Origin of the sequence: Streptococcus sp. CL5.50 (assembly GCF_049738015.1) — a bacterium.
GTDB classification, from domain to species: Bacteria; Bacillota; Bacilli; order Lactobacillales; family Streptococcaceae; genus Streptococcus; species Streptococcus mitis_CA.
Genome location: NZ_JBKOTR010000021.1, coordinates 1 through 15,419, shown reverse-complemented (window position 1 = coordinate 15,419; position 15,419 = coordinate 1). Strand labels below are relative to the sequence as shown.

The 15,419-nt window shown below is 38.7% G+C and carries 7 protein-coding genes; 6 read left to right on the top strand and 1 reads right to left on the bottom strand.

Going from position 1 to position 15,419, the window contains the following annotated elements:
- Nucleotides 1-3,247, top strand: a 3,247-nt coding sequence (locus ACLNCV_RS09570) for a collagen-flanked surface repeat-containing protein (RefSeq protein WP_438828115.1), incomplete at its 5' end; no start/stop codon positions are given.
- 235 nt (nucleotides 3,248-3,482) lie between these two features.
- Here ACLNCV_RS09570 and ACLNCV_RS09565 read toward each other — a convergent pair.
- Nucleotides 3,483-4,031, bottom strand: a complete 549-nt coding sequence (locus ACLNCV_RS09565) for an NADPH-dependent FMN reductase (protein WP_424845150.1) — start codon at nucleotides 4,029-4,031, stop codon at nucleotides 3,483-3,485.
- Nucleotides 4,032-4,449: 418 nt separating this feature from the next.
- Here ACLNCV_RS09565 and ACLNCV_RS09560 point away from each other — a divergent pair, with 418 nt between their 5' ends.
- From ACLNCV_RS09560 to ACLNCV_RS09540, 5 genes are all read left to right on the top strand, one after another.
- Nucleotides 4,450-5,646, top strand: a complete 1,197-nt coding sequence (locus ACLNCV_RS09560; protein WP_424845149.1) for an MFS transporter — start codon at nucleotides 4,450-4,452, stop codon at nucleotides 5,644-5,646.
- Nucleotides 5,647-5,832: 186 nt separating this feature from the next.
- A complete protein-coding gene (locus tag ACLNCV_RS09555; protein WP_000747248.1) occupies nucleotides 5,833-6,321 on the top strand; it encodes a cell wall elongation regulator TseB-like domain-containing protein in 489 nt (162 codons plus the stop codon).
- Nucleotides 6,318-7,496: a pyridoxal phosphate-dependent aminotransferase gene (locus ACLNCV_RS09550; protein WP_424845148.1), complete on the top strand. Its 1,179-nt coding sequence runs from the start codon at nucleotides 6,318-6,320 to the stop codon at nucleotides 7,494-7,496. The genes ACLNCV_RS09555 and ACLNCV_RS09550 overlap by 4 nt, the downstream gene beginning before the upstream one ends.
- A 22-nt stretch (nucleotides 7,497-7,518) precedes the next feature.
- The gene (gene asnS / locus ACLNCV_RS09545) at nucleotides 7,519-8,862 is read left to right on the top strand and encodes an asparagine--tRNA ligase (RefSeq protein ID WP_033677725.1); all 1,344 of its coding nucleotides are present in this window, start codon (nucleotides 7,519-7,521) and stop codon (nucleotides 8,860-8,862) included.
- A gap of 260 nt (nucleotides 8,863-9,122) precedes the next feature.
- Nucleotides 9,123-15,374 (top strand): Rib/alpha-like domain-containing protein, encoded by a 6,252-nt coding sequence (locus ACLNCV_RS09540; protein ID WP_424845147.1) that lies wholly within the window; start codon nucleotides 9,123-9,125, stop codon nucleotides 15,372-15,374.
- Nucleotides 15,375-15,419: the final 45 nt, after the last annotated feature.

The window sequence follows — 15,419 nt, the reverse complement described above, 5'->3', positions numbered from 1 at the left end:
GGGACCTAAGGGTGACAAAGGTGAACGTGGAGAAGATGGTAAGACTCCAGAAGTAACTGTAACTCCAGGTAAAGATGGTCATAGTACCGACATTACATTCACTGTTCCAGGTAAAGATCCAGTTACAGTAAATGTTAAGAACGGAGAAAATGGTCTAAACGGTAAAACTCCAAAAGTTGATTTGCTTCGTGTCGAAGGACAAAACGGAAATCCATCACACACAATTGTGACATTCTATACAGATGAAAACAATGATGGTAAGTACACTCCAGGAACTGATGAACTTCTAGGTTCTGAAATGATTAAAGATGGTGCTAAAGGTGCGGACGGACGTGATGGTAAATCATTGCTTACTGTCAAAGATGGCAAAGAAACTAAAGTTTACCAAGAAGATCCAGCACACCCAGGTCAACCATTGAACCCTGAAAAACCTCTTGCAGTTATTAAAGATGGAGTGGACGGTGTCTCTCCAACAGTAACAGCTGTTCGTAAGGATGAAGAAGGGCATAAGGGTGTAGAAATCACTGTTGATAACCATGATGGTTCACAACCAACTACAGTCTTTGTTCAAGATGGTGCTAAGGGAGAAACTGGTGCAACCGGTCAGGATGGACAAACTCCTACAATCACTACTCAACGTGGACAAGATGGCCAAAGCACTGTTGTAACTATCACAACACCAGGTAAAGATCCAGTAACCTTCACTGTAAAAGATGGTAAGAATGGTAAAGATGGCCGTACACCAACTATTGACTTAAATGCATTGGTGGAAGCAGTTAGAAGAGGTGCTGGATCAACTTCTAATTCACAACCTTCTGGAACATCAAGAAGTGCAAGAAGAGCAAGAAGTGTAGGAGATAATCCAGATGAAGTAACTCCACCAGCTCAACCAGCATCTTCAGATTCAACAGCATCACAACCAGTAGATGGTACTCGTATTACAGCATACTATGATAACAATGGTAACGGTAAATACGATCCAGGTGTGGATGAATTAATTGGTACAAGTGATATCTTGAATGGTACAAATGGACGTAATGGTGCAGATGGAGCTTCTGGTACAGATGGCCGTAACGGTGCCGAATTATTAAGTGGAGTTACTGCACCAACTGCTAAAGATGGTAAAGATGGTGATACTTACATCGATGCTAACACAGGTGATGTTTACAAGAAAGAAAATGGTTCTTGGAACAAGATTGGTAATATCCGTGGACCTCAAGGAGTAGCCGGCGAAAAAGGTGAAAAAGGTGAAAAAGGTGAAAAAGGTGAAAACGGAGCTAATGGAGCAGACGGTAAATCACCAGTTGTAAATGTAACGGACAATGGAGATGGAACACACTCTATTACTGTTAGAAACCCTGATGGTTCTGAATCAACAACTAAAGTTAAAGATGGTAAAGACGGTAAAACTGCCAATATCACTACAACAGAAAATCCAGATGGAAGCCACACAATCACTGTAACAAATCCAGACGGAACAACTAAAGAAACAGTTGTTAAAAACGGTAAAGACGGTAAGACTCCAAAAGTTGAAGTAACGGATAACGGAGATGGAACTCATACTGTTAAAGTTACGGATGGAGACGGCAATGTTACCAACGCTATCATCAAAGATGGTAAAGACGGTAAAGCTGCAACAGCAACAACTACTGAAAACCCAGATGGAAGCCACACAGTAACAATCACTAACCCAGACGGAACTAAGAATGAGTTTGTTGTGAAAAATGGACGTGACGGTGTTGACGGACGTACTCCAACCGCATCTGTTCGTGATAATGGAGACGGAAGTCATACAATCGTTATTACAAATCCAGAAGGTGTGACAACTGAAACCACAGTTCGTGATGGTAAATCACCAAAAGTGACTATAACTGATGAACAAAATGGAACTCATAAGATCTCAGTTCTAAATGGTGATGGAACAACTACTGAAACAATCATTAAAGATGGTAAATCACCAGTAGCAACTGTTACTGACAACCATGATGGTACTTACACAATTCGTGTAGAAAACGGTAATGGTACTGTTTCTGAAACCACAGTTCGTGACGGTAAATCACCAACTGCTAAGGTTGTGGATAACGGAGATGGAACTCACACTATCACAGTTGTGAACTCAGACGGTACAACTACAACAACAACAGTTCGTGATGGTAAAGAACCAAAACTTGAAGTTATTGATAACAACAATGGTTCACACACTATTAAAGTGACAGGAGCTGATGGTAAAGAAACAACAACTACAATCTTTGATGGTAAATCACCAAAAGCGAACATCGTTGATAACGGAGACGGAACTCATACATTAACAATCGTAGATTCTGATGGTCGTGAATACAAATCTATTATCAAAGATGGTAAAGACGGCAAAGATGGCGTTTCACCAACTGTAACAGTTAAAAATAATAACGATGGAACTCACGTTGTAACAATCACTAATCCGGATGGAAGTAAGACAGAAATGGTGATTAAAGACGGTAAAGATGGTAAATCACCAAAAGTTTCTGTTGAAGATAATGGTGATGGTAGTCATACAATCACAATCATCAATTCTGATGGAACTGTGACAAAAACAGTTATTAAAGATGGCAAAGATGGTAGAGATGGACGTGATGGTCGAGACGGCAAAGACGGAAAATGTGGATGCCAAGACAAACCAGTAACACCATCAAATGACAAACCAGTTCCTCCAACACGTAATGTGCCAGAAGGACCAACGTTTGCAATGCCAGAACCACCAGTTCATGAATTGCCAGAATTTAACGGTGGTGTGCCAGGAATACCAGAAGTTCACGAATTACCAGAATTCAATGGTGGAGTACCAGGTATGCCTGAAGTTACTGAAGTACCAGAATTAGATATTCCAACAGTACCAGTACAACCAACACCAAATGTACCGGTTAAACCTGTACCAGTACAACCAACACCAGATGTACCGGTTAAACCTGTGCCAGCGCAACCAACACCAAATGTACCGACACCAGAAGTGCCAGTACAACCAACTCCAGTTGTTCCAACACCAGAAGTACCGGTTAAACCAGTACCAGCGGTTCCAGAACAACCAGTAGTACCAACACCGGCTCAACCAGCAACTCCAGTAAATGCTAACCCAGTAGTACCAACTACAGTTAAAGAAAACCATGGGGACAAATTACCAGAAACTGGAAGCCAATCTGATTATATCTCTGTTCTTCTAGGTAGCGGTATTCTATTGAGCCTATATGTAGGTCGAAGAAAAGAAGATTAATCAGCCAAAAGCAGTCACTAATTTCTCGAAAGAAGATGATAAGTGATAGATCTCGGATGAAAGAATATTCTTAGAACGATTTTCCATGATGGAAAAGACTGCAAAAAACCTTGAGTGGTAACGCTCAAGGTTTTTTTGGATGGCTGATGTTTTTCTGAAAATCTTGATTGAGTCTAAAAATGCCACCCTATTAGGTGGCGATCATTGATTTAGACTTTTAAAAATTCTTTATTTTTTACTGAATTGCTGCGAGCAAGTCTTGAGCTTGTTTTTCAAGTGAGTTTAGGACTGTTTCTTCAAGAATCAATTTTCCGTCTGCCCAAGCAGAGTCGTTAACACGTGCAGCAGTGAAATCACCAACGACTTGTGTACGGATAAATGGCAAGAGGTCTTTATAGATAGCGAAAAGTTGATCATGACCTGCATTGGCTACAGATGATACTGTGACAAACTTGTCTTGAAGAGCAGAAGCACCACGTGTATCAGATAAGTCAAGGGCACGAGATAGCCAATCAAGCAAGTTTTTCACTGTTCCAGGGATAGAGAAATTGTAGACTGGAGAGAAGATCCAGATGGCATCAGCAGCGAGAACTGCTTCACGAGCAGCAGCTACAGCTGGGTGTGTTGGAACTTCCAAATCTTGGCTAAAGAGAGGAAGGTTTGAATAATCGAGGTAGCTAACTTCCGCTTTACCAGCAAGTGCTTTCTCAGCTTCGAGAGCCATTTGGTGGTTGAAAGAACCTTGACGTAGTGAACCGACGATAAATAATACTTTTTTAGACATAATGTGTCTCCTTTTTCTAAAATTTCCGAGAACTCTCTCGTTGTTATAAAATATATTACAACAAAACAAAACAACTTGCAAGAAATTTGCTCAGAGTTTATTTGAGAATTATAAAATTGCAGAAACTCTAGTCAGTTGCCACTGGAAAAGTAAGAACTGTTTTTTGGATTTTAGTTTTCTTTGATTTTATAGGAGTATTCCAATATTCTCTTGTAATATGATGACATAAGTGCTAAAATAAACAAGAAAACTCGCAATAGAAACCGCAGAACAGCTATTTTCCGGTATCATTTCATAAATAATTAAAGGAACAATAATGGCATTGAAGAATGCTTCTAAAAGGGGTGGGGATCATGTAAGGCACAGATTAACAAGTGACGGACAAAAGAAATAATAATACACTTGTTAAGGAGAAAAGATGTTAATAAGAAATTATCGGAAAAATATTGGCCTGATGGCCGGAGTTGAGTTTTTTGCATTTCTAGGGATTACCAGTTTTTGGATTCTCTTTCTCAGTCAAAACGGCATGTCTCTTTGGCAGATTGGACTTCTGGAGAGTATTTTTCATACGACCAGTCTTCTCTGTGAAATTCCATCTGGTATGTTAGCTGACCGCTATTCCTATAAGACCAACCTTTATTTAAGTCGTATAGCAGGAATTGTGTCTTCTATTCTCATGTTGGCTGGGCAAGGAAATTTTTGGATTTATGCACTAGCTATGGCGATAAATGCCTTGTCTTATAATTTTGATTCAGGAACAAGCGCAGCAATGGTCTATGACTCGGCTGTAGAGGCTGGACTCAAGAAGCGTTACTTATCTATTTCAAGTTTTATGTCAGGAGTAGCAGAAGGAACTCGGTCTTTGGGGACAGTGTTGGCGGGATTTTTTGTCCATGGTCAATTGCACCTGACCTACTATATCATGATTGCCACTTCTATCATAGTTCTTTTCCTGATTTGGATGCTGAAAGAACCAAGTGTCAAGCTAGAAAAAGCTGATAGTGTGACCATGAAACAGATTATTTGGACTGTTAAGGAAGAGTTGGAGCGAAATCCTATGCTGTTTAACTGGATGATTTTATCTCAGATTGTCGGAACACTTATGTGCATGTTTTATTTTTACTATCAAAATCAGTTACCGGATTTAAGTAGCTGGCAAATTTCAGCAGTTATGCTACTTGGAAGTCTCTTGAATATCCTTGCAGTCTATCTAGCGAGTAAGATTGGAAAGAGATATGCTGCCTTGAAGCTTTTCCCTATCCTCGTGCTGCTGACTGGAGTCACCTATATGCTGTCCTACTTTGGAACACCTCTAATCTATATTTTGATTTATTTGATTAGTAATGCTCTATATGCTCTTTTTCAGCCGATTTTTGACAATGATTTGCAAGAGCGCCTCCCAAGTGAAGTAAGGGCAACCATGCTGAGTGTCTACTCTATGATGTTTAGCCTAAGTATGATTGTGTTCTTCCCGCTGACAGGGTGGTTGATTGACAATTTAGGCTTTGTAGTAGCATTTCTTTATCTAGGCTTCTTTTTAGTCATGATTAGCCTTCTACTGCCTATATTTTTAGGAAAAATGGCTAAAAGAATGGATGATAAAATGATTCCATAGATTAAAAGAATTTTTGAAAACTTGAGTGTCAAGCTCAGGTTTTTTAATAGGTTGATTTTGGAGCTGTCTTTCATTTTTTTGCTCGGTTTTAACTAAGAAAAATCGGTTTACTTTGAAGGCAGAAATAAAATGCGATTGTTCCTATATTCACTTGTAATAAAGCCCAATAGATGGTAAAATAGACGAGTGAAAAAAAGACAAAACAAAGCAAAAAATAATCTACTGTGGCAGTATGGTCTAGGGATGACGATTTTGTTTGTGGTTATCAGTGCTTCCTTTCTGTATCTGGTTTCTCTCGGTATGAAACCCTATCAAACAGCTAAAAGTGAAGGAGAAAAATTAGCTCAGCAGTATGCAGGATTAGAGCAGGCTGATCAGGTTGATTTATACAATGGCTTGGAATCTTACTACAGTGTTCTTGGTCATAATAAACAGCAAGAAGCGCTTGCTGTTCTGATTGGAAAAGATGACCATAAGATTTACGTTTATCAGCTAAATCAGGGTATTTCACAAGAAAAAGCAGAAGCTGTTTCGAAGGAAAAAGGAGCTGGCGAGATTGACAAGATTACCTTTGGCCGTTATCAAGACAAGCCAATCTGGGAAGTTAAGTCAGGATCTGATTTTTATCTAGTAGATTTTGAAACAGGAGCATTGCTCAATAAGGAGGGCTTATGAAACTATCCAAGCGTGTTTTAGAAATGGAAGAAAGTGTTACTTTAGCTAGTGATGCGAGAGCAAAAAAATTAAAAGCTCAAGGTAAGGATGTCCTTTTCTTGACCTTGGGACAACCAGATTTTCACACTCCTGAAAATATTCAGGATGCAGCAGTTAAAGCTATTCGAGAAGGACAGGCTTCCTTCTATACAGTAGCTTCAGGTCTACCAGAATTAAAAGCTGCGGTGAATACCTACTTCGAGCGCTACTATGGCTATTCTGTCGCAAGTAACGAGGTTACCTTTGCTACAGGTGCCAAGTTCTCCCTCTATACTTTCTTTATGGCTGTAATCAATCCTTTAGATGAGGTTATTATTCCAACTCCATACTGGGTTAGTTATGGAGATCAGGTCAAGATGGCAGAAGGGATTCCAGTCTTTGTTCAAGCTAAAGAAGACAATGATTTTAAAGTCACGGTGGATCAACTAGAACTAGTTAGGACAGATAAAACAAAGGTTTTGGTTCTCAATTCACCATCTAATCCGACTGGTATGATCTATACTCGTGAAGAATTACTAGCTATCGGAAATTGGGCAGTTGAGCATGACATTCTGATTTTAGCAGATGATATATATGGTCGCCTTGTTTATAATGGAAATGAATTTGTTCCAATCTCAAGTCTATCAGAAGCGATTCGTAAGCAAACTATTGTTATCAACGGTGTATCTAAGGCTTATGCCATGACGGGTTGGCGAGTTGGTTATGCGGTAGGTGATCCTGAAATCATTGCAGCTATGAGTAAATTGACGGGACAAACAACTTCAAATTTGACATCTGTTTCTCAATATGCGGCTATTGAAGCCTTAACAGGACCACAGGAGTCTGTTGATATCATGCGTCAGGCTTTTGAGGAGCGTCTCAATACCATTTATCCGCTATTATGTGAGGTCCCAGGTTTTGAAGTCGTTAAACCACAAGGAGCCTTCTATCTCTTCCCAAATGTAAAAAAAGCCATGGAGATGAAAGGTTATACAGATGTGACTGACTTTACAACAGCTATTCTTGAGGAAGTTGGTTTGGCACTCATAACAGGAGCTGGCTTTGGAGCGCCAGAAAATGTCCGCCTCAGCTATGCGACAGACCTAGACACGCTTAAAGAAGCAGTTAAACGCTTGAAAGAATTTATGGAAAAATAAAAGAAAAAGAAAAGGAAAAATAATGACAAAACGTGTAACGATTATTGATGTAAAAGACTATGTTGGTCAAGAAGTGACGATTGGTGCTTGGGTTGCCAACAAATCAGGAAAAGGGAAAATCGCCTTCTTGCAATTGCGTGACGGAACAGCCTTCTTCCAAGGTGTAGCCTTTAAACCAAACTTTGTCGAAAAATTTGGTGAAGAAGTGGGACTTGAGAAGTTTGATGTTATCAAACGCTTGAGCCAAGAAACGTCTGTCTATGTGACAGGTATTGTCAAAGAAGATGAACGTTCTAAGTTTGGCTATGAGTTGGACATTACAGACATCGAAGTGATTGGTGAATCTCAAGACTACCCAATCACACCAAAAGAACACGGAACAGACTTCTTGATGGACAACCGTCACTTGTGGCTTCGTTCTCGTAAGCAAGTGGCCGTGATGCAAATCCGTAATGCTATTATCTATGCGACTTATGAGTTCTTCGATAAGAATGGCTTTATGAAGTTTGATAGCCCAATTCTTTCAGGAAATGCGGCGGAAGATTCAACAGAACTCTTTGAAACAGACTACTTCGGAACGCCAGCCTACTTGAGCCAATCAGGTCAGCTTTATCTAGAGGCAGGTGCGATGGCCCTTGGTCGTGTCTTTGACTTTGGTCCCGTATTCCGTGCTGAAAAATCAAAAACACGCCGTCACTTGACTGAGTTTTGGATGATGGACGCAGAGTACTCATACTTGACACATGATGAGTCACTTGACTTGCAAGAAGCTTATGTGAAAGCTCTTCTTCAAGGTGTTCTTGACCGTGCGCCTCAAGCCTTGGAAACTTTGGAACGTGATACAGAACTCTTGAAACGCTACATTTCAGAGCCATTCAAACGTATCACTTACGATCAAGCCATTGACCTCTTGCAAGAGCATGAGAATGATGAAGATGCTGACTACGAACATCTTGAGCATGGTGATGACTTTGGTTCACCACATGAAACTTGGATTTCAAACCACTTTGGTGTGCCAACATTTGTCATGAACTATCCAGCAGCCATCAAGGCCTTCTACATGAAACCAGTTCCTGGAAATCCAGAGCGCGTGCTTTGTGCAGACTTGCTTGCTCCAGAAGGCTATGGAGAAATTATCGGTGGTTCTATGCGTGAGGAAGACTACGATGCCCTTGTCGCAAAAATGGATGAACTTGGCATGGATCGTACTGAGTATGAATTCTACCTTGACCTTCGTAAATACGGTACAGTTCCACACGGAGGATTTGGTATCGGTATCGAGCGTATGGTAACCTTCGCAGCAGGAACAAAACACATCCGTGAAGCTATTCCATTCCCACGTATGTTGCATCGTATTAAACCTTAAAAATAAAATAAAAAGTTATTATGAAAAAAAGAAGGAGGATTCCTTCTTTTTTTGAATTTTGGGTACAAAAATAATATATAAAAATACGAGCATAAAGCTCTTTTTGATTGACAATATTCTGGGAAATATGATAAAATCGGACTAGCGGATATTGTGTTGAGACTAGTTTAAGACTTCGTTCTTAAGCAGGAAAGGAAGTGAATATTAAACATTTCAACATTATTCCAGTTTAATAACATATAAATAAAAAAGGAGAAACCATGTATTCAAGAATGGAAAAAAATCACGGACAAAAAGTGCAACGCTTTTCAATCCGTAAGTATAGTTTTGGTGCGGCATCAGTAGCTGTAGCAGCTTACATGATGTTTGGTGGAGCAGCAACTGTTCAGGCTCACGAGCAAGGTACATCAACTACAGTGACTAGCGAAAAGGTTAACTCTGATGCTGGAAATCAAGCAGATTCAAGCAAGCCTGTAGATTCAACTGGAACTGCTACATCAACAGCTGAGCAACCAGCAACACCAGCACCAGCAACACCAGCACCAGCAACACCAGCACCAGCACCAGCACCAACTACAAAGGCTGACACAAGCAAGTTGGAAGCAGCTGTTGCTCGTATGGAAGCAGCCCTTGGCAAAGCAGTTCTAACTGAAAAGACTGCCTCCGCCATTGAAGCAGCAAAAGCAGAACTAGCAAATGCAAAAGCTTTAGAAGCAAACGAAAAAGCAACACAAGCAGATGTAGATAAAGCTGCTAAAGAATTGAATAACAAAGCTTTCGTTCTTGAAAGTATGCCGAAAGCAAAAGCAGAGAAGAAAGAAGAAAAAGAAAACAAAAACCAAGATTCACGTAATGGAAAAGCGATTCCTGGACAAGGTGAAAGTGGGTTTAGAACAGTAGATACAAGTGCAGCTAACTCGGCAGAAGAAGCAGCTAAATACAAAGCTGAAAGAGATAACGCTTTAACTGAATTACAAGCAAATATTGCTAAAATTCAAGCTAAACTTGATGAACAAAAAGCAAAAGATTCGAATAAAAAAGATCAAGCAGTAATTGATACTTACACTAAAGTTATTGAAAAAGCTAATGGTGTAGTAACGAAAGCGAATGCTGCAGAAGCAACATCAGCTAAAGAAATGAGCAAACAAGCGGAAGCAGTTAAATCTGAACGTGATTTATTAAAATTATACTTAGATGGAAAAGCTGATTTAGGAGCTCCAGTAAGTGAAAACCATGCTGGTTATGGAAACAACCCTTCTAATGGTGTGTTTGAAAGCTTAAAAGAAGGTTTTGGAGATAAAGTAACTTTCTCAGATGCAGATAAAAAATCATTTACTGTAGCTAAGCAATATGAAAGCGGACGTGATTTAACAAATAAAATCAAAAATCTACCAGATGCAAAAGATCCAATTGGTAGTGCAACATACAACTGGCAAGAAAAAGCTATTACAAAAGCTGACGCAGAAGCTGGTATGTTAAATGGTTGGAAAATTGAAAATGGTGAAAAAGTTAATGCGGTTAAACCACTTGATGTAACGAATGTTACAGATAAAGATGGTAATACAAGTGATCGTGAAGTATGGAAATCTAAAGTTTATACAAATGATGGTGAATTAATCAAATATCAAACTTCAGGTGAAGTAAGTTACGTTAATGGTAGTGGTTTAGTACCACTAGCAATGCCAACAATTACTGGAAGAGCTTCAGAGGATTCTAGTAAAAGAGTTCTAGGAATGCAGAATAATACATTTGGAGAAGTTAAGAACCGTGATTATTACTTAGAATTAGGTAGTCAAGGAACAACTCTTTCTAAAGAATATGATGTAAATGCACTTTCTCGTTTAACTGTAAGTTTAATTCACAGTGGAGCATATGGTGGTTCTACAGCAACAGATGCTGGGGAACGCGTTAAATTAAAAATTGTTGATGCATTCACTGGTGCTGAAATCAAACCAGTTGATGGTAAAGATGGAGCATTAACAACAGAACAAGGACCTTATTCTGGAACTGGTTGGACACACTTAGATAGACTTTATGATATCCCTGAAGGTACTACTAAAGTTAAGGTGTTAATTGAAGCAGGAGAACAAGGGACAAATTCATTAATCAATGATAATAATATCAAATTAAAAGATGGTTATATTATTGGTGGGATTGGTATTGCGACAGCACCTGCTGCAGAAGTAGTAACAAATGTTCGTTCTCAAAATAAAGAAGATGAGTATGGATATACAAAAGACACTATTTATGAAAAAGGCCAAAAAGGTGTATTTGATATCGATATTAAAAACACTGGTGGAATGAATATTGATTATTACACAGCTCAAAAAGTAGAAGTAACTGTTAAAGTTCCAAAAGGCGTAACATTAGAAGATAAAATCTATGATGCTAATGGTGGGGGCGCATATTTAGGAAACACTTATGCAAATGATATTGTCTGGACACCAAATGATCCTGCTGATAAAACACAAGGTGGAACAATTACTTATAAAGTTCCTGCAGGAAATCGTATGCCAGCTGCTGAAGGTGGGTCACGTAAAACAGAAATTCCATTTACAACTGCAGATAATTTCATTGGACCAGCTGATTTCAAAGTAACAGTGAAAAGTGGATTTGGAGATACTGACGCTTTAGGAAACAGATTATATTCATACACTGCATTAGGTGGAGATCCTGCTTATTCAAACCAATTTAACCGTAATGGTCTTGCAGATTCTGACAACCCTGACTATGTATATGGAAAAGTTATCTTTATCAACAGCTTAAAAGGAAGTACAGTTGTTACTGTTCCAATTAATACGACTGATGATCAATTAAAAGAAGTGGCAATCGCGAAAGCTAAAGAAGAAGTTGCATCTGCTAACTTCACTCAATTATTAGAAAAAATGAAAGCAACAGCAGCACTTGGTGATACTGCTGGAAGTCTTTCAAACGTTACAATTAGCTCTAAAGATAAAGTAGAAATTACTAAAATCGCTGAAGATGGACGTGGAATTGTTAAAGTTCCTGTAACTTATACAGCAGACGGTAAAACATATGAAACTACTGTTGACGTAGAAGTAAACGTTGTTAAATCAACGACTAAACCATTGGTAGTATTTGAAGGCGATGAAATTTCTCCAACAACTGTTAAAGAAAATGTAACTCCAGCTGAAATTAATAAAAAAGCTGGTCAAGCTAACGAACCACAAGCAACTGATATCTTTGACACTAATGGTAAAGTTGGACAAACAGGTCTTAAAGTACCAACAACAGTTACTTACAATGTAGATGGAACTACAATTACAGAGAACGTTGAAGTACCTGTAACTGTATTACCAAAACCAAAAGCAGACGAAATTCTAGTTGCTAAGAACAGTGATAAAGAAGATGCAAAAGCTAAAATTCTTGAAAAAGCAAAAGCAGCACTTGGTGAAACTTATACAAACAAACTTCCAGACGGAGTAACATTTGATAAAGATAATATGACAGTTGGAGAAATCCCTGCATTAACTGAAGATGGAGAAGTGCCAGTAACTGTTAAATATACAGTTAATGGTGAAGAAAAAACTACTGTAATTAAAGTTCCAGTAACAGTAGTAGAAGGTAGTCCACAAATTGTACCAGTAGATCCAAAAACTGCTCCAAAAGCAGAAGATAGCATTGATCCAGCTGATTATCCAGAAGGTGCAAAATTCAAATATGAAAAAGAACCGGATACATCATCAACTGGAGATAAAGAAGTTAAGGTTATCGTAACGGATAAAGATGGTAACGAATTAGTAAAAGTACCAGCAACAGTACGTGTAGTAGATAGTAAACCACAATTTGTTGTTGCAGATTCTAAGAAACCACAACCTGATGTTAAATCAAGCATTACTCCAGATGAATATCCTACAGGAACTAAATTTGAATATAAAGAACCAGTTGATACAACAACAGCAGGTGAAAAAGAAGTAACAGTTGTAGCTAAATTAGATGGAAAAACAATTGTAGAAGTACCAGCTAAAGTAATGGTAGTAGATCCTAAGACACAATATGTGTTTGAAGACCCTGCTAAACCACAACCATCAGCTGATGAAAGTATCGATCCTGACCAATATCCAGAAGGAACTAAATTTACTTATAAAGATGGTGAAGTAGATACAACAACACCAGGAGATAAGAAAGTAACAGTAGTAGCTAAAGATGGCGAAGACAAACTTGTAGAAGTACCTGCAGTCGTTAAAGTATTACCATTAGTGAAACCTGAAGGATTAACAGTTCTTAAAGGAAGCGAAAACTTAGAAGCTGCAGTTAAAGCTAAAGCTGAAGAAGTAGTAGCTGCATTACCAAAAGATAAACTTCCTGAAGGTGTAACTGTAAAAGTTAAAGAAGTGAAAGCAGGAACTACACCAACAACAGCTGAAGTAACTGAAACAGGAAAACCAAAACCTGCGACAGTTGTTGTTGAATATACTGATGATAAAGGAAACGTTATTGGAACAAAAGAAGTAGAAGTTCCTGTAACAGTAATTGGATCAACTCCAAAATCAGTAGTTGTGTTTGAAGGAACAACGCCTGAAAAAGATAAAGTTAAAGAATCTGTAACACCAGGACAAGGTGGAACAGTTGGAGAACCAACAACATTACCAGAAACAGCTGGAAAAGCTGGAGCTACAGATGTAACAGTAGAAGTACCAGTAACTTATGACAATGGAAAAGTAACTGAAAAAGTAAAAGTACCAGTTACAGTATTACCAGTAGCAAAAGCGGACGTAACAGTAACTAAAGGAACAACTCCAGAAAAACTGAAAGAATTAGCAAAAGCTAAAGCTGATGAAGCAATTAAAGCAAAAGACTTTACAGATAAATTACCAAAAGATGCGAAAGTAACTGTAGGTGATGTAACAAAAGCTATTGAAGACAAAGTAACAGCTAAAAAAGGAACTGGAGTAACAACAGTAGAAGTACCAGTAACATACACAGTTGATGGAAAAGACTATACAACTACAATTCCAGTAACAGTCAATGTTAAAGGTTCAGATGTTAAACCAGTCTACGTTGTAGAAGGTGACCAACCAAAAGCTGATGATGTAAACAAAGCAATCACTCCTGATACAGATGGAACTAAAACACCTGTCACTGATGAAGATATCAACAAAGCTATCCCAACAACAGAAGGTAAAGTTGGAGCTAATGATGTTAAAGTAACAGCGAAAGTTACTTATAAAGATGGGGGAGAAGAAGTTGTAACAGTACCAGTAACAGTATTGCCAAAAGTTTCTCCAAAAGGTGTCGTCGTACCGAAAGATACTGATAAAGGTACACTTGAAAAAGCTGTTGCTGATAAAGTAAAAGAATCAGCTGAAAATACCAAAGGTTTACCAGAAGGTGTAACAGTAACGGTTAAAGAAACTCCATTAACAACTCCAGGAACAGAAACAGCGGGTGAAAAAGACTCTGTAACTGTAACAGTTGAGTATAAAGATAAAGATGGAAACATTATTGCTACTAAAGAAGTTAAAGTACCAGTAATCGTAACACCAAAAGTAACTCCGGTGGTAGTGGAAGTTGGAACTCCAGTCACAGCAGAAGATGTTAAGAAACATGTTGACCTACCAAAAGATTGGGAAATTACAAATGTTGGAGAAATTCCAGCGACAACAACACCAGGTGAAAAACCAACGGTGCCAGTAGAAGTGAAATTACCAAATGGAAAAACAATTACAGTACAAGTGCCAGTAATTGTAACACCAAAAGTAACTCCAGTAGTAGTAGAAGTAGGAACTCCAGTCACAGCAGAAGATGTTAAAAAACATGTTGACTTACCAGAAGGATGGGAAATCACAAAAGTTGGAGAAATTCCAGCGACAACAACACCAGGTGAAAAACCAACGGTGCCAGTAGAAGTGAAATTACCAAATGGAAAAACAGTTACAGTAAAAGTACCAGTAATCGTAACACCAAAAGTAACTCCAATCGAAGTAGAAGTAGGAACACCTATTACTAAAGATGATGTTAAGAAACATATCGAACTTCCTAAAGAAGAAGGATGGGAAATCATCGAAGAGAACTGGGTAATTCCAACAACAGAAACAGCTGGGAAAAAACCAGGAGTTAAGGTTAAGGTGAAATTACCAACAGGAGAAATAGTTGAGTTAGAAGTACCAGTAACAGTAACTCCAAAACGTGGTTCTGAGTCACAACCAAACAATGGTGGTGGGAATGGTGGTAACAACTACAGACCAACTCCTACTCCACAAAATGTTCCGTCAAGACCAACTGCTCCTGAACAACCTGCAGCTCCAACAGCTCCAGCAGAACCAGGACAACCAGCAACACCAAATCAAACTCAACCAGTGGCACCAGCTCAAGCAGATGCAACAGTAGCAACTGATACAACTGCTAAACCAGCAACACCTAAATATGTTGAAGGTCAAAAAGAATTGCCTAACACTGGTACAGAAGATCATGCTAGCCTAGCAGCACTTGGACTTCTTGGAGTATTGAGTGGATTTGGTCTTGTGGCACGCAAGAAAAAAGAAGACTAAAAACTTATAGTTTTTGAGAAGATGATTCGTCATCTTCTTTTTTTA

Coding starts and splice junctions, on each gene's coding strand:
- ACLNCV_RS09565 (WP_424845150.1), bottom strand. CDS start 4,031: ATGTCTAAAAAAGTATTATTTATCGTCGGTTCACTACGTCAAGGTTCT.
- ACLNCV_RS09560 (WP_424845149.1), top strand. CDS start 4,450: ATGTTAATAAGAAATTATCGGAAAAATATTGGCCTGATGGCCGGAGTT.
- ACLNCV_RS09550 (WP_424845148.1), top strand. CDS start 6,318: ATGAAACTATCCAAGCGTGTTTTAGAAATGGAAGAAAGTGTTACTTTA.
- asnS (WP_033677725.1), top strand. CDS start 7,519: ATGACAAAACGTGTAACGATTATTGATGTAAAAGACTATGTTGGTCAA.
- ACLNCV_RS09540 (WP_424845147.1), top strand. CDS start 9,123: ATGTATTCAAGAATGGAAAAAAATCACGGACAAAAAGTGCAACGCTTT.